At 56.0% G+C, this 15,377-nt stretch carries 17 protein-coding genes; 9 read left to right on the top strand and 8 right to left on the bottom strand.

The window, feature by feature from the left end; all coding sequences use genetic code 11:
• On the bottom strand, nucleotides 1-1,320 hold the full coding sequence (gene celB, locus M2433_RS12520; RefSeq protein WP_429054022.1) for a PTS cellobiose transporter subunit IIC: 1,320 nt from the start codon (nucleotides 1,318-1,320) through the stop codon (nucleotides 1-3).
• A gap of 147 nt (nucleotides 1,321-1,467) precedes the next feature.
• Here celB and M2433_RS12515 point away from each other — a divergent pair, with 147 nt between their 5' ends.
• Nucleotides 1,468-2,292: an XRE family transcriptional regulator gene (locus M2433_RS12515; RefSeq protein WP_429054024.1), complete on the top strand. Its 825-nt coding sequence runs from the start codon at nucleotides 1,468-1,470 to the stop codon at nucleotides 2,290-2,292.
• Here M2433_RS12515 and arsC read toward each other — a convergent pair.
• Nucleotides 2,289-2,645 carry an arsenate reductase (glutaredoxin) gene (gene arsC, locus M2433_RS12510; RefSeq protein ID WP_429054026.1) on the bottom strand — a complete coding sequence of 119 codons (357 nt, stop codon included), beginning with the start codon at nucleotides 2,643-2,645 and terminating at the stop codon, nucleotides 2,289-2,291. The genes M2433_RS12515 and arsC overlap by 4 nt on opposite strands.
• An 18-nt stretch (nucleotides 2,646-2,663) precedes the next feature.
• Complete coding sequence (gene bepA, locus M2433_RS12505) at nucleotides 2,664-4,127, bottom strand: beta-barrel assembly-enhancing protease (protein ID WP_429054028.1); 1,464 nt, start codon at nucleotides 4,125-4,127, stop codon at nucleotides 2,664-2,666.
• Nucleotides 4,128-4,348: 221 nt separating this feature from the next.
• On the opposite strand from bepA, the gene M2433_RS12500 reads away from it, so the two are divergent.
• Nucleotides 4,349-5,413, top strand: a complete 1,065-nt coding sequence (locus M2433_RS12500) for an AI-2E family transporter (protein ID WP_047346712.1) — start codon at nucleotides 4,349-4,351, stop codon at nucleotides 5,411-5,413.
• A gap of 96 nt (nucleotides 5,414-5,509) precedes the next feature.
• Here the strand turns inward: M2433_RS12500 and bcp are convergent, their stop codons facing one another.
• Both bcp and M2433_RS12490 read right to left on the bottom strand, forming a co-directional pair.
• On the bottom strand, nucleotides 5,510-5,980 hold the full coding sequence (bcp, locus tag M2433_RS12495; RefSeq protein WP_429054030.1) for a thioredoxin-dependent thiol peroxidase: 471 nt from the start codon (nucleotides 5,978-5,980) through the stop codon (nucleotides 5,510-5,512).
• Nucleotides 5,980-6,549, bottom strand: coding sequence for a glycine cleavage system transcriptional repressor (locus M2433_RS12490; RefSeq protein WP_028014022.1), 570 nt, complete (start codon nucleotides 6,547-6,549; stop codon nucleotides 5,980-5,982). Before M2433_RS12490 ends, bcp begins: the two co-directional genes overlap by 1 nt.
• A 145-nt stretch (nucleotides 6,550-6,694) precedes the next feature.
• On the opposite strand from M2433_RS12490, the gene dapA reads away from it, so the two are divergent.
• From dapA to ypfH, 6 genes are all read left to right on the top strand, one after another.
• Complete coding sequence (gene dapA / locus M2433_RS12485; RefSeq protein WP_047346710.1) at nucleotides 6,695-7,573, top strand: 4-hydroxy-tetrahydrodipicolinate synthase; 879 nt, start codon at nucleotides 6,695-6,697, stop codon at nucleotides 7,571-7,573.
• A 16-nt stretch (nucleotides 7,574-7,589) separates the two neighbouring features.
• Nucleotides 7,590-8,624 carry an outer membrane protein assembly factor BamC gene (gene bamC / locus M2433_RS12480; RefSeq protein WP_429054032.1) on the top strand — a complete coding sequence of 345 codons (1,035 nt, stop codon included), beginning with the start codon at nucleotides 7,590-7,592 and terminating at the stop codon, nucleotides 8,622-8,624.
• A gap of 109 nt (nucleotides 8,625-8,733) precedes the next feature.
• Complete coding sequence (gene purC, locus M2433_RS12475; RefSeq protein ID WP_008501631.1) at nucleotides 8,734-9,447, top strand: phosphoribosylaminoimidazolesuccinocarboxamide synthase; 714 nt, start codon at nucleotides 8,734-8,736, stop codon at nucleotides 9,445-9,447.
• 120 nt (nucleotides 9,448-9,567) lie between these two features.
• Nucleotides 9,568-10,437, top strand: coding sequence for a KPN_02809 family neutral zinc metallopeptidase (gene ypfJ / locus M2433_RS12470; protein WP_063427933.1), 870 nt, complete (start codon nucleotides 9,568-9,570; stop codon nucleotides 10,435-10,437).
• Nucleotides 10,437-12,410: a tRNA(Met) cytidine acetyltransferase TmcA gene (locus M2433_RS12465; RefSeq protein WP_429054035.1), complete on the top strand. Its 1,974-nt coding sequence runs from the start codon at nucleotides 10,437-10,439 to the stop codon at nucleotides 12,408-12,410. Before ypfJ ends, M2433_RS12465 begins: the two co-directional genes overlap by 1 nt.
• Before the next feature lie 73 nt (nucleotides 12,411-12,483).
• Complete coding sequence (ypfH, locus tag M2433_RS12460; RefSeq protein ID WP_039263710.1) at nucleotides 12,484-13,179, top strand: esterase; 696 nt, start codon at nucleotides 12,484-12,486, stop codon at nucleotides 13,177-13,179.
• Nucleotides 13,180-13,219: 40 nt separating this feature from the next.
• Here ypfH and M2433_RS12455 read toward each other — a convergent pair whose 3' ends face one another.
• From M2433_RS12455 to M2433_RS12445, 3 genes are read right to left on the bottom strand one after another with little or no spacing between them, the layout of a single operon-like run.
• The gene (locus M2433_RS12455) at nucleotides 13,220-13,417 is read right to left on the bottom strand and encodes a YpfN family protein (protein ID WP_008501627.1); all 198 of its coding nucleotides are present in this window, start codon (nucleotides 13,415-13,417) and stop codon (nucleotides 13,220-13,222) included.
• A gap of 24 nt (nucleotides 13,418-13,441) precedes the next feature.
• Nucleotides 13,442-14,569, bottom strand: a complete 1,128-nt coding sequence (gene dapE / locus M2433_RS12450) for a succinyl-diaminopimelate desuccinylase (RefSeq protein WP_429054038.1) — start codon at nucleotides 14,567-14,569, stop codon at nucleotides 13,442-13,444.
• Between the two features lie 10 nt (nucleotides 14,570-14,579).
• Nucleotides 14,580-14,930, bottom strand: coding sequence for an ArsC family reductase (locus M2433_RS12445; RefSeq protein WP_429054039.1), 351 nt, complete (start codon nucleotides 14,928-14,930; stop codon nucleotides 14,580-14,582).
• 387 nt (nucleotides 14,931-15,317) lie between these two features.
• Between M2433_RS12445 and ypfM the strand changes: the two genes are divergently transcribed.
• Entirely contained in the window at nucleotides 15,318-15,377 is a 60-nt protein-coding gene (gene ypfM, locus M2433_RS12440) for a protein YpfM (RefSeq protein WP_015572204.1), read from the top strand.

Raw genomic sequence — 15,377 nt, 5'->3', positions numbered from 1 at the left:
TTACTCCTGTTTTGCAAGTGTCGTGTCGGTTTGCGTCGCGGTAGCCACTTCCGCCGCGCGGTACTGCTTGTCCACAATGCGCATAAACGGCAGATACAGCATGGCGCCAATCAGCAGGTTAATAAGCTGCATCACGCTGCCGCTGAGATGTCCGGTGACGATGAAACCGCTGATCACCGGCGGCAGCGTCCAGGGAATAAAGACCCCGGTGGTCACGGCGACTGCGCCAATTTTCATGGCGGCATACTGCACGGTGACCAGCACCAGCGGGACAAGGTTGAAGGGGATAAGCATGATCGGGTTCATGATCACGGGCAGGCCAAACAGAATCGGTTCGTTGATGTTAAACACCGATGCCCCAGCGCCCAGTCGTGCAACTTCCCGCATGTTTTTACTGCGGGCGAAAATCAGCATTGCAATGACCAGCGACAGCGTAGCGCCCGCGCCCCCCATCCAGATCATGTCAAAAAACTGTTCCGTAATAATGTGCGGCGGCGTGGCGCCTGCCTGAATGGCCGCGATGTTATCGGTCTGGTTTTCCATCCACAGGGGACGAATAATGCCGTTGATCATCGAGCCAGAGTTAATGCCCACTGACCACAGGATGGTGATGCTGAACACCGTCATCAGCGCGCCAAAGTAAGAGGTGCCGTAGTGGCGCACCGGTGTGGCAACCACCTCATAAATAAACTGATGAATCGTGTTGTAGTGGGTGTTTTCAAAGATGATGCGGATAATCAGCACCAGAATCATGACCAGCAGGGCCGGGATAAGCGCCGCAAAAGACTCCTGCACCGCCGGCGGCACGCCGTCCGGCATTTTGATGACCAGATTTTTGCGCTTGAGCCAGCAGAACAGCTCCGTCCATAGCAGCGAGCCAATCATCGCCACGAACAGCCCTTTACTGCCAATCCACTCTACCGGCATTACGGTAATCCCGCCGTTTTCCGCCACTTTGATAAACGGCGTCAGGATCAGAAACGCGACCAGCGCCAGAATGCCGCAGGAGATGCGGTCTTCGCCGTAGTGTTCGGCCAGGCGGAAAGCCACCAGGAAGCTGATAAACAGCGACATGGTCGAGAACACGGCGTTGAACGGAATTTCGATGATGGCGCTCCAGCTGGCACCAAAGGCCTGAGACATAAACTGCTGATAGGTTTGATTCGGGAACGAGGAGATCACCAGCAGAATAGAACCGACGATGATGAAGGGCATGAACGACACGTAGGCGCCGCGAATGGCCCCGAGATGACGCTGCTGTGCCGTTTTGGCCGCCAGCGGCATCAGCTTTGCTTCAAGAAATCCCAGAACATTGTTCATTGTGAACTCCGTACAAGATTGAGTGGTGCGGTTTATGTTATGTCTGTGGATTATCAGTGAAGCGTGGCGAGCGAAAGGTGAAATCGGTCACAAAGCAACCGCCTGTGCTATATAAATCTCATATGATTAGTTAACGGAATTGTTGCGATGGAAATTAAACTGCATGCCAATGCCACCACCACGCCACGCATTCGTCGCTATCTCCAGCAGTCCGATAAAAGCGACAGAGATCTGGCGACTGAACTCGGGATCTCCGTCACGACCGTCAGGCGCTGGCGCAACCGCGAGCAGATTACGGATAACCAGACAACGCCAAAAGTGATACACAAAGCGCTGAGACAGGAGCAGGTTGCGCTGGTGAATGCTTTACGTGAAGTCACGGGTGCGCCGCTGGACGAACTGCTGCTGATGGTCAATGACGGACTCGGGATCGCCGTCTCCCGTGCGACCCTGAACCGTTACCTTAAGCCGGCTTCGGCAAAGCAAAAGGGCGCGACGTTGCAGGGGAAAAAGGCGCTGAAGGCGGGCATCTTGCCGCAAAAACTTCTGCTGCATCATCTGCCTCTGTCGCTGCATATGGACGATGGCGGGGAACAGCATCTGCTCTGGGCGCGTGAACCCGTGAGCGGCTGGTGCTACGCCCGGCTGTATGCGGGCATTTCTCCGCCGCTGCTGACTCGCTGGGTAAACGACGCGCTGAAAGCCTGTCCGGCTGATATTCAATCTGTTGAGACTTTCGGGTTGGAGGTGAACCAACCGGAATGCGGCGCCGCCGCGAAAGTGAACCCGCAGCAATACCGCGCCATTCAGGTTGCTCTGCCGCTTTGCGACATCATTCCACGCCTGAGCAGCGAGCCGGCAGGCGAGCTGTTGATTAAGCTTTGCGAATTTTACAACCGGGGAAAGGCGCAGAAAAAGTTGGGGGAGAGTACGCCGCAGGCCTTTCTGGAAGCGCTGCGGCGTAACGATTAGAGGATCTCGAGCACGTCTTCCGGCGGGCGGCCAATGCGTGCCTGGCCGTTTGCCACCACAATCGGTCGCTCAATCAGCTTTGGATTTTCAACCATCGCCTGTACCAGCTCCGTCTCGGTGAGACGGCTGTCGTCCAGATTAAGCGACTTATACAGGTCTTCTTTCTTGCGCATCAGCTCTCTTGCACTGCCCATCCCCAGCATGTGCAGCAGCTGGCGAACGGTCTGCGCGTCGGGTGGGGTGTCGAGATACAGCACCACCTCCGGCTCAACGCCGTTAGACTTCAGCAGGCTCAGGGTGTCGCGGCTCTTGGAGCAGCGAGGGTTGTGATAGATTTTTACGGCGTCTGTCATGACGTGAATTCTCCTTTATTACATCTTCTCGTAAGGCTTAAAGCGCTGCTGCAGGCCGCGAAGCTGGTCGATTCGCGCGTCATAACGGGCCTGCTGGAGGCTGCCGAGTTTAACCTGCGCGCTGGCGCTGCTGAGCGTGGAAATCGCCTGATCGAGGCGCCCCACCAGGGCAAAGCCTTCGGCACGCGCTGCCAGCTCCTGATCGCGGTTGCCCAACTGAGCTTCCGCCTGTGCGAGCAGGTCCCAGCCGTTTTGATCGTCTTTATTATTAAAGGTGTAGCGGTTCAGAATGGTCGCCGCTTCCCCCGGCTGGCCGCCCTGTAAGTAAGCATTAGCCAGGTTAAGCTGCAGCACCGGGTTGGTACGGACGTCTTTCGCGCCTTTCAGGCGGTTAATCGCATCGGCAGGTTTCTTCTGCCCCAGATCGATATCCGTCGAGAGATCGAGATACCACGGGTTATTCGGGTCTGCAGCCAGAAGCGGCTGCAGCGCCTTACGCGCCTCGTCGTATTTGCTGGCTTCCATCGCCTGTAGCGCCTGACCATACTGCGCGGCGTTTTTCTCACGCACGTTGCCTTTCGCCAGGGCATCCAGCAGGTCGCTGGTGAGCTGGTTACGCCCGGAATTGTACATCCCGAGCGTTCTCACTTTCGCCATGTAGAAATCCTGCGAAGACTGGACCACGACGGGACGCATCTGGTTGGCACGGTTTCGCGCATCCGACAGGCGGCTTTCCGGTAGCGGGTGCGTGAGCAGAATTTCCGGCGGGCGGGAAGAATAACGCGCCTGATCGAGCAGCTTTTCGAGGAAGGTCGGCATGGCCTGTGGGTCAAAGCCCGAACGCTGCAGCACCTGAATGCCGATGCGGTCCGCTTCCTGCTCGTTTTGCTGGGTAAAGCTGATCATCCCCTGACGCGTACCGGCCAGCGTACCGGTTAAGGCGGCCATCCCGGCCTGCGGGCTGGCCATCGCCAGCAGAATAGAGCCCAGCGCGCCCACCCAGGTGAGCGGGGCGTTACGCTTCTGGTCTTCCATCGCACGCGCCAGGTGACGCTGCGTGACGTGCGAAATTTCGTGCGCCATCACCGAGGCCAGCTGGCTTTCGTTATCTGAGTAACGGAATAACGCCGAATGCAGCACCACGTTACCGCCAAAGAAGGCGAAAGCGTTGATTTCGTCATTATTAATTAAGTAGAAATGGAAGGGCGTTTTTACCGAGTCGGCGTGCGCCACCAGACGCATCCCCAGCCCGTTTATGTACTGTACCAGCAAAGGGTCGTTAATCAGCGGGGCGCTGCCGCGCAGCTGGCGAACATAGTAATCGCCCATTTGCATCTCTTGCCCAATAGAGAGCGTGCTTCCTGCTGTAGTGCCCATGTCCGGCAATGAATCGGACGAGTCAGCAAAAGCGGGTAACACCTGACCGACCGTCACTGCGGCAATCAGTGTTGCAACCAGTGTTTTTCTCAACTGCCTGAACATAACCACTGTCCTGTATGTTGGATGTGCTAATTTGACCGATGAACCGGCTTATCGTTCATCTCTGCTGCCCTGCGAGTGTAGCCGTGTTACCGCATGAAGAAAATCCCATTCATCAGGCTTTTGCGGATTGTGTCAGCGATACAAAAAGCGAAAGTCTTTTTGGTGACAGTTAGATACAATTCACCGTCTCACTCCCGCCATTCGATTCAGGGAAGGGTTGTATGCTCGAAATGTTAATGCAGTGGTATCGGCGTCGGTTCAGCGACCCGGAAGCCATTGCTTTGTTGGTTATTCTGGTTGCCGGGTTCGGTATTCTGTTCTTCTTCAGCGGTCTGCTCGCTCCCCTGCTGGTGGCGATTGTGCTGGCGTACCTGCTGGAATGGCCAACGGCGCGCCTGGAGCATATCGGCTGTTCCCGCCGCTGGGCAACCAGCATTGTGCTGGTGCTGTTTGTCGGCATCCTGCTGTTGATGGCATTCGTGGTGATGCCGGTGGCCTGGCAGCAGGGAATCTACCTTATTCGCGATATGCCCGGCATGCTGAATAAACTGTCTGATTTTGCCGCCACGCTGCCGCGCCGTTATCCCGCGTTAATGGACGCCGGCATCATCGACGCGATGGCTGAAAATATGCGCGCCCGCATCATGACGATGGGCGATTCGGTGGTCAAATACTCTCTGGCGTCGCTGGTGGGGTTGCTTACCCTGGCCGTCTACCTCGTGCTCGTTCCGCTGATGGTCTTCTTCCTTGTAAAAGATAAGGATCAGATGCTCAACGCCGTGCGGCGCGTTTTACCGCGCAACCGCGGGCTGGCGGGGCAGGTCTGGGAAGAGATGAACCAGCAGATCACCAATTACATTCGCGGCAAGGTGCTGGAGATGATTGTCGTGGGGGTAGCCACCTGGATTGGCTTCCTGATCTTCGGCCTGAACTACTCGCTGCTGCTGGCGGTGCTGGTGGGGCTGTCGGTCCTGATTCCGTATATCGGCGCGTTTGTGGTGACTATTCCGGTTGTGGGGGTCGCGCTGTTCCAGTTCGGGCTTGGGACGGAGTTCTGGAGCTGCTTCGCGGTGTACCTGATTATTCAGGGGCTCGACGGTAACCTGCTGGTTCCGGTGCTGTTCTCAGAGGCGGTGAATTTGCATCCGCTGGTGATTATCTTATCCGTGGTGATTTTCGGCGGGCTGTGGGGGTTCTGGGGCGTGTTCTTTGCTATTCCGCTGGCTACGCTGATTAAAGCCGTGGTCCACGCGTGGCCGGATGTGCCGGCGGTGGAAGAGAAGTAGTTTTTGTGCGGCCTGATGCCCTCACCCCGGCCCTCTCTCACGGGGAGAGGGGGGAAACACTAAAAACGGCAACCTCGGTTGCCGTTCTGCTGTTTATCAGGCGTTCTCTTTCAGCCAGTTCAACACCACGTCGTGGTGGTTGCTGGTTTTAAAGTCGTCAAACACGTGTTCGACTTTTCCGTCAGCGTCAATCAGGAAGCTGATGCGGTGAATGCCGTCGTAGGTTTTACCCATAAACGTCTTCTCACCCCAGATGCCGAACTGCTCGCACACCTGATGATCTTCGTCAGAAAGCAGCGTGAAGTTCAGCAGCTCTTTTTCAGCAAATCGTGACAGCTTTTCCGGTTTATCCGTGCTGATACCCAGCACTTCCACGCCGACTTTTTTCAACTCGTCCATGTTGTCGCGTAAGCCGCAGGCCTGTACGGTGCAGCCGGGGGTCATGGCTTTCGGGTAGAAATAGACCAGAACACGCTGTCCCTGGAAGTCGGTCAAATTTACTTGCTCGCCGTCTTGATCCGGTAAGCTAAATTTCGGTGCGATGTCACCGGCTTTCAGTGGATTCATTACTCAACTCCATCCTGTTCGTGCTGCGAATAATTGACGACGCTTATACTGCCCTGCGCGTTTAATTCTGTACAGAGGGCTTTGAACGCTTGCTCGATATTTGACGCATCCTGTGAGGCAGGACTGTGCGCGGTAATCTGAATAAAGAGCGTGGGAACCGTGCTCTCGTCCCCCGGTTGTGTGCGGGAAACGAGCTCGGCGATGTTCATCTGATGGCTGTCAAACAGCGCGGTAAAGCGCTCGATCAGATGGGGGGAATCAGGGACTTCAACCTGCACCCAGACGGTAGCGGGCATGGCCGGACGCGGGCGTGCGGTCGTCCGTTTCATCACGATCAGCAAATCCAGCTCCGCCCCCTTCAGCGGCAGGGTCGATTCGATAAGCGTTATGGCATTCCATGTTCCGGACAGCAGCATAATAAACGTGAACTCTTCGCCCAGCATTGCCAGACGACTGTCTTCGATATTACAGCCGCAGCTGCTCACGTGACGGGTGATGGTGTTCACGATACCCGGCCTGTCGGCACCCAGCGCAGTGATAACCAGGTAATGTTGTGATGAGGTTGTCAAACCTGTTCTTCCTTTGCATGGTTAAGTCTTCCTAAGGAAAGCATAAAAAAAACATGCATACAACCGCCTGAGGGCCTCAGGTCGCTTGCTTTTATTACAGTTCCAAACGTACCATTGAGGCTCTTGTTCGCACAGAGGATGGCTCATGTTCACGGGAAGTATTGTCGCGCTTGTAACACCGATGGATGAAAAAGGTAATGTCTGCCGGTCAAGCATGAAGAAGCTGATTGATTACCATGTCGCCAATGGAACCTCGGCGATCGTTTCGGTAGGGACTACCGGTGAATCTGCAACGCTGAGCCACGAAGAGCACGGCGATGTGGTTATGCTGACCCTCGAACTGGCTGACGGGCGTATTCCGGTCATCGCGGGGACAGGGGCTAATGCGACCGCAGAAGCTATCAGTCTGACCCAACGTTTTAACGACAGCGGCATCGTAGGCTGTCTGACGGTAACCCCTTACTACAACCGTCCTACCCAGGAAGGTTTGTTCCAGCACTTCAAAGCCATCGCTGAACATACTGACTTGCCACAAATTCTGTATAATGTGCCGTCCCGTACCGGCTGCGATATGCTGCCGGAAACCGTTGGTCGTCTCTCGGAAGTAAAAAATATTATCGGTATTAAAGAGGCGACAGGGAACTTAAGCCGCGTTCATCAGATCAAAGAGCTGGTTTCAGATGACTTTATCCTGTTGAGTGGTGATGATGCGACCGCGCTGGACTTTATGCAGCTCGGTGGCCATGGCGTGATCTCCGTAACGGCAAACGTTGCGGCGCGCGATATGGCTGAAATGTGCAAAATGGCCGCTGCCGGTCACTTTGATGAAGCGCGCGTCATTAACCAGCGTCTGATGCCGCTGCACAATAAATTATTTGTCGAACCCAATCCGATCCCAGTGAAATGGGCGTGTAAGGAGTTGGGGCTTGTAGCAACCGATACGCTGCGTCTGCCAATGACACCGATTACCGACCACGGTCGTGACATCGTCAAGGCAGCGCTGAAGCATGCCGGTTTGCTGTAAAGTTTAGGGAGATTTGATGGCTTATTCAGTACAGAAGTCGCGCCTGGCGAAGGTTGCGAGTGTTTCGCTTGTTATGCTGCTCGCTGCCTGTAGTTCAGACTCGCGCTACAAGCGCCAGGTGAGCGGTGATGAATCCTATCTGGATGCGACCCCGCTTGCTGAACTTCACGCACCGGCTGGTATGATCCTGCCGATTCAGAACGGCGATTATAATATTCCCGTGACCAACGGCAGTGGCCTGGTGGGTAAAGCGCTTGATATTCGTCCGCCAGCACAGCCTCTGGCGCTGGTGAGCGGGGCGCGTACCCAGTTCACCGGTGATACGGCGTCGCTGATGGTTGAGAGTGCGCGCGGTAGTACCCTGTGGCCGCAGGTTGTCAGCGTTGTTCAGTCGAAGAACTACACCATCGATAAACGCGATGATGCCAGCCAGACGTTAACCACCGACTGGATCGAATGGAACCGTCTGGATGAAGATGAGCAGTATCGCGGTCGCTATCAAGTCTCCGTAAAACCACAAGGTTATCAGCAGGCGGTTAACGTTAAGCTGTTGAACCTGGAGCAGGCGGGTAAACCTGTTGCGGATGCTGCGTCCCTGCAGCGCTACAGTACCGAAATGCTGAACGTGATTGCCGCGGGCCTGGATAAGACCGCCACCGATGCCGCCAATGCCGCGCAGAGCCGCAACGGCGCGACCTTCGATGTGCAAAGCGGTGCGGATGATACCGGCCTGCCAATGCTGGTGGTTCGTGCACCGTTTAACCAGACCTGGCAGCGTCTGCCAGCGACGCTGGAAAAAGTGGGCATGAAAGTGACCGACAGCACGCGTTCAACCGGCAGCATGACGGCAACGTACAAGCCGCTCTCCGACAGCGCGTGGCAGGAGCTGGGTGCGAAAGATCCTCAGCTTGCCTCCGGTGATTACAAGATTCAGGTAGGCGACCTTGATAACCGCAGCAGTCTGCAGTTTATCGATCCAAAAGGTCACACGCTGACCCAGTCGCAAAACGATGCGCTGGTCGCTGTCTTCCAGGCGGCATTCAGCAAATAAATACGAGGGCTGGTTAATCCAGCCCTTTTTATTTTAGTGCTACGCAAACGTGTGCGTGGCATAATATCCCCAGTTTTGAACACAAATCATCACACCAGGAGTAATGAAGATGCAGAAGCAAGCTGAGTTGTATCGTGGCAAAGCGAAGACCGTATACAGCACGGAAAACCCGGATCTGTTGGTGCTCGAGTTCCGCAATGATACGTCAGCAGGGGATGGCGCACGCATTGAGCAGTTCGATCGTAAAGGCATGGTGAACAACAAGTTCAACCACTTCATTATGACCAAGCTGGCCGAAGCGGGTATCCCGACTCAGATGGAAGCGTTGCTGTCCGATACGGAATGTCTGGTGAAAAAACTGGATATGGTTCCGGTTGAGTGCGTTATTCGTAACCGTGCAGCGGGCTCCCTGGTGAAGCGTCTGGGCATTGAAGAAGGTATCGAACTGAACCCACCGCTGTTCGACCTGTTCCTGAAAAACGATGCTATGCACGATCCTATGGTCAATGATTCCTACTGCGAAACCTTCGGCTGGGTGAATAAAGAGAACCTGGCGCGCATGAAAGAGCTGACCTACAAAGCCAACGACGTGCTGAAAAAATTGTTTGATGACGCGGGCCTGATCCTCGTCGACTTCAAGCTGGAGTTTGGTCTGTTCAAAGGCGAAGTGGTGCTGGGCGATGAGTTTTCACCGGACGGTAGCCGCCTGTGGGATAAAGAAACCCTGGATAAAATGGACAAAGACCGCTTCCGTCAGAGCCTGGGTGGCCTGATTGAAGCGTACGAAGCGGTTGCTCACCGTTTAGGCGTTAAGCTCGACTAACTCCCTCACTTGCCAAAGGATGTTTGCATCCTTTGGCGTCTTACCTTTGTTTCCTATGGTAATCTTGCCGTTAACCGCCTACGATCATAGCTATTATTAATGGAATAGTTCGAGGTGGTTATGCGCTGGCAAGGGCGTCGTGAAAGTGACAATGTAGAAGACAGGCGCAGTGATGGCGGCGGCGGTCCTTCAATGGGCGGGCCCGGCTTCCGGTTACCGAGCGGCAAGGGCGGGATAATCCTGCTGATTGTGGTGCTGGTTGCAGGGTATTACGGCGTCGATCTCACCGGCTTAATGACCGGTCAACCGCTGCAACAGCAGCAGCAATCTCAGCACTCCATCAGTCCGAATGAAGATGAAGCGGCTAAATTTACCTCCGTTATTCTCGCCACAACAGAAGACACCTGGAGTCAGCTGTTCGAGAAGATGGGGCGTACCTACCAGCAGCCGAAGCTGGTGATGTATCGCGGTGCAACCCGCACCGGATGCGGTACCGGGCAGTCTGTGATGGGGCCTTTCTACTGCCCGGCAGACGGCACCGTCTATATCGATCTCTCTTTTTACGATGACATGAAACGCAAGCTTGGCGCTGACGGCGATTTTGCCCAGGGCTACGTGATCGCACATGAAGTTGGCCACCACGTGCAGAAGCTGTTGGGGATTGAGCCAAAAGTGCGCCAGCTTCAGCAAAATGCCTCTCAGGCCGAAGTGAACCGCCTTTCCGTCAAAATGGAACTGCAGGCGGACTGCTTCGCGGGCGTCTGGGGCCACAGCATGCAGCAGCAGGGCGTTCTGGAATCCGGCGACCTTGAAGAGGCGTTAAATGCCGCTCAGGCTATCGGTGACGACCGCCTTCAGCAGCAGAGCCAGGGACGCGTCGTGCCGGACAGCTTCACTCACGGTACCTCACAGCAGCGCTATAGTTGGTTTAAGCGCGGTTTCGACAGCGGCGATCCGGCGCAGTGTAATACCTTCGGCAAAGCGATGTAATGCTGCCGTTTGAACAGCTGATAAGCGAGCTTGAGCGCACCGGCCATCGCCGGCTGGTGGTGCTCAGCGGTGATGCGCAGTGGACGTTAACCCAGGCTGTTGCCCTGCGTGACGCCCTACCCGGAGACTGGGTTTGGCTGGACGAACACCCTTCACAGGCCATCAGCGGCCTGCTGGGACGCGAGTTCCGCCATGCCGTTTTTAACGCCAGCGCCGGGTTTGATGTCGCCGCGTTTGCCGCCCTGAGCGGAACGCTGAGCGCCGGAAGCCTGCTGGTGTTGCGTGTTCCGCCGCTTGACGCGTGGGCCGAGCGTCCTGACGGTGACTCCCTGCGCTGGAGCGACAGCGCCGACGCGATAGCCACGCCGCATTTTGTCCACCATTTCTGCCGGACCCTTGCCGCCGATCCCGACGCGATTGTCTGGCTTCAGGGGCGCGATTTATCCCTTCCACCTTTACCCGACGCGCCCGGCTGGCAGCCCGCCAGCGGCGCGCCGCAGCGCGAGCAGGCTAAGATCCTGGATGTGCTTCAGGGGATGAAGAGGGGCATCGTGGCCGTTACCGCCGCGCGCGGGCGCGGAAAGTCAGCGCTGGCGGGAATGTTGCTGAACCGCATTGCGGGCAGCGCCGTGGTCACCGCGCCCGCGAAGGGGGCAACGGATATCATTGCCTGCTTTGCCGGCGAGCATTTTCATTTTATGGCCCCGGATGCGCTGCTTGCCTCTTCATGCCAGGCCGACTGGCTGATTGTCGATGAAGCCGCCGCGATCCCCGGCCCGCTGCTTGAAAAACTGGTGAGCCGTTTCCCACGCGTGCTGCTGACCACAACGGTGCAGGGCTATGAAGGGACGGGCCGGGGATTTTTGCTTAAATTCTGCGGTCGGTTTGCCGGGCTGCAGCGCTACAGCCTGTCAGCGCCGGTACGCTGGGCTACGGGCTGCCCGCTTGAGCGGGTCGTCGCCCGCGCGCTGCTGTTTGACGATACGCTGATTGACCGCCGCCCTGAAGGGGAGGTGCGTTTAACCTCCCTGACCCCGGAGGCCTGGGAAAGCCGTCCGGCGCTGGCAGCGAGCGTATACGAGCTACTCTGCGCCGCGCACTATCGCACGTCGCCGCTCGATTTACGCCGCATGATGGACGCGCCCGGGCAGCAGTTTGCTGTCGCCGAAGCCAACCCGGTCATCGCCGGGGCGCTCTGGCTGGTGGAGGAGGGCGGATTGTCCTCTGAGCTTAGCCGCGCCGTGTGGGCGGGGTTCCGCCGCCCTCGCGGGAACCTGGTGGCGCAGTCTCTGGCGGCGCACGGCGGCTCCCCGCTGGCGGCAACGCTCAGAGGCCGACGGGTGACCCGCATTGCCGTGCACCCTCACCGTCAGCGGGAAGGGATTGGTCAGGCGCTTATCCGCAGCGCCAGCGGGGAAGATTATCTGTCGGTGAGTTTTGGTTACACCGATGAGCTTTGGCGCTTCTGGCAGCAGTGCGGGTTTGTGCTGGTGCGGATGGGGAGCCATCGTGAAGCCAGCAGCGGCTGCTACACCGCGATGGCGCTGCTTGCGCACAGCGAGGCAGGGCATCAGCTGTGTGAGCAGGCGCAGCAGCGTCTGATGCGCGATGCGCGGGTATTATCGGCCTGGAACGGTGAAAAGATCCCGGTGGAAGATGAATGGGACGCTAACCTTAATCATGATGACTGGCTGGAGCTGGCCGGGTTCGCCTTCGCCCACCGGGCGTTTTCCACCTCCGTTGCGGCGTTAACGCGGCTGGCGCAGAGCGTTGATATGCCGCTTGCGGCTCTGCGCGGAAAAGTGGAGGCGAAAAAGGATGATGCCCGGCTAAGCGCTGAGCTGGCCCTGCCCGGGCGAAAAGCGCTGCTGGTGCGAATGCGAGCGGAAACCGCACAAGCTCTTGAAAGGCTTGATGTAGATCGCTGTCAGCAGCTGAAAGACGCTATTTTGCAATGGCAATTTTTTCAATGACTTCTTCAGTAAAGTGGCATGGTCATTCCCGTCGCGAGGCGTAGAATCCAGGTCATCTATTAAGGAGACCACCATGAAACACGACCATTTTGTTGTTCAAAGCCCTGACAAACCGGCTAAACAGTTACTGCTTCTGTTTCATGGCGTGGGCGATAATGCCGTGAACATGGGGCAGATTGGCAGCTGGTTTGCACCTGTTTTTCCGGAGGCATTGATTGTCAGCATCGGTGGCGTCGAGCCATGTGGTCCTAACGGACGGCAGTGGTTCTCCGTTCAGGGCGTGACGGAAGAGAACCGTCAGGCGCGCATTGATGCCATCATGCCCACGTTTATCGACATTGTCCGCTACTGGCAGCAGCAGAGCGGCGTGGGTGCCGACGCAACCGCGCTGATTGGCTTCTCGCAGGGGTCAATCATGTCGCTGGAAAGCGTAAAAGCGCAGCCGGGTCTGGCTTCGCGGGTGATCGCATTTAACGGCCGGTTTGCGACGCTGCCGACCAGTGCGACCACGCAGACGACCATCCACCTCATTCACGGTGGTGAAGACCGGGTGATTGAGCTCTCGCATGCGGTTGCCGCGCAGGAAGCCCTGATTCGAGAAGGTGGGGATGTGACGCTGGATATCGTTGACGAGCTGGGCCATGCGATTGACGACCGTAGCATGCAGTTTGCGCTCGATCGTTTGCGCTATACCGTACCGAAGCACTACTTTGATGAAGCACTCAGCGGCGGCAAGCCGGATAACGATGATATTGTAGAGTTTATGTGATTCTTCCCCCTCTCCCGGGGAGAGGGGGGAAACAGATCGATTACTTCTTCTGATCCTTCTTCGGCCAGTCGTCGTCATCGTCCCACTTGTCGTTAAAATCACGGTGCGGGGGAAGATCCGGTTTGTTGGCGAGAAATTTTTTATGGTCAACGCGCTTCAGATCTTTAATCACGTTGAGCAATACGCCGACCAGAAAAACTAACACCAGAACCCACCAGTACTTTGAAAGCCAGTCCATTCGCTATTCCTCTCAGAGCGTTCGTCAGGCGACGAGTTGCTCCATAATACGTTGATACATACGGGCCAGCAGTTGCAAATCTGCCGCATTGACACACTCATTTATTTTATGAATGGTTGCGTTCACTGGACCCAGTTCGACAACCTGGGCACCCATACGGGCGATAAAGCGTCCGTCTGAGGTACCACCCGTTGTCAGCAGCTGTGGCTTAATTTCATTATAGTGCTCGATGGCGTTCACCACCGCATCCACCAGTTTGCCGCGCTGCGTCAGGAACGGCTGGCCGGAAAGCCACCAGTCCACGGTGTAGCGCAGGTTATATTTTTCCAGCAGGGCGATAACGCGCGCCTTGATCGTCTCATCGGTCAATTCAGTGCTGAAGCGGAAGTTGAACTGGACGAAATAATCTCCCGGGATAACGTTATTGCTGCCGGTCCCGGCCTTGACGTTCGCAATCTGCATGCTGGTCGGCGGGAAGAACTCGTTGCCTTTATCCCACTCAATCTCCACTAATTCGCTCAGCATCGGTGCCGCGCGATGGACCGGGTTATCGGCCAGATGCGGATAAGCAACGTGCCCCTGAACGCCGTGAATGGTCAGGTTACAGGTCAGCGAGCCGCGACGCCCGTTTTTGACGACATCGCCCACCACTTCGGTACTGGACGGCTCGCCGACCAGGCAGTAGTCGAGACGCTCGTTGCGGGCCATCAGCGCCTCAACGACCTTCACGGTGCCGTTATGGGCGCTGGCTTCTTCGTCAGAGGTGATCAGAAATGCGAGACGGTTTTTGTGGTTCGGGTGCTGAGCAACAAAGCGCTCTGCCGCCACCACCATCGCCGCCAGAGAGCCTTTCATGTCTGCCGCACCGCGACCAAACAGCATGCCATCGCGGATGGTCGGTTCAAACGGCGGGTTGATCCAGCGGTCTGCGTCACCGGCGGGAACGACGTCAGTGTGTCCGGCAAAGGCCAGCGTTTCACCCTCGCCGCGCCACGCCCAGAAGTTCTGGGTATCGCCAAAATCCATGCGTTCCACGGTAAAACCGATGGCGCGCAGGCGCTCAATCATTAATGCCTGACAACCTGCGTCGTCCGGGCTAAGGGAAGGACGGCGAATAAGCTGCTGAGTCAGCTCAATGACCGGGCATGACATAGACTACACCTCAACGAAAAAAGTCTGAATAAAGGGTTTCACTGAAACCCAGCAGCATAGGCTGCCCTGGCGCGCAGAGCAATGGGCGTTTGATGATTGCCGGCATTTCGAGCATCAGTTTTGCCGCGCTGTCGGCATCTTTGATGTTGGCGCGCAGCGCTTCGTCCAGTTTACGCCAGGTGGTGCCGCGCGTGTTCAGCAGTGCTTCCCACCCCAGTTCGCTGATGGCGTTATGCAGAAATTCTGCATCAAGCCCATCCGCTCGGTAATCGTGGAAACGGTACTCTACGCTGTTGGCTTCCAGCCAGCGGCGGGCTTTTTTGATGGTGTCGCAATTTTTAATGCCGTACATCACAACCATGGTGAATCCTTTTGACCTAATGATGATTAAATGTTCAGTAAATTCGAAGATATATCCTTAAGTAGAATATAACACATTCAGGAATCGTCTGGATTTACACTTCTTCTTAATTCAACTCACAACTGTACGCTGAATATTCTTTCATCCTTTAAGCATAGATGTCCATAAACTTTAAAATGCTAATAAACTCAGCCAATAAAATAAAATTCAGCTCTCCGCAGTATTATTTCAAAATATTGCTGGCCGTCACAAAAAATTGAGGGCTATCCGTTCATATTTATCATAAATCCCCGTAGGACGTGGGGTACAATCACAGCAATTGGTTAAATAGTCTTCACAATGACGGTCCGTTTTTGTAGAATACGCATAATAATAAGAGAGGGTATTATGATTGAACGTGAACTGGGGAACTGGAAAGATTTTATCGAAGGCATGCTTCGTAAATGA

The sequence above is a fragment of the Enterobacter sp. AC1 genome (assembly GCF_050434705.1).
In the GTDB taxonomy this organism is placed as follows: Bacteria; Pseudomonadota; Gammaproteobacteria; order Enterobacterales; family Enterobacteriaceae; genus Enterobacter; species Enterobacter cloacae_L.
The sequence above is the reverse complement of the archived record's forward strand: the minus strand, read 5'-3'. Positions and strand labels throughout refer to the sequence as shown.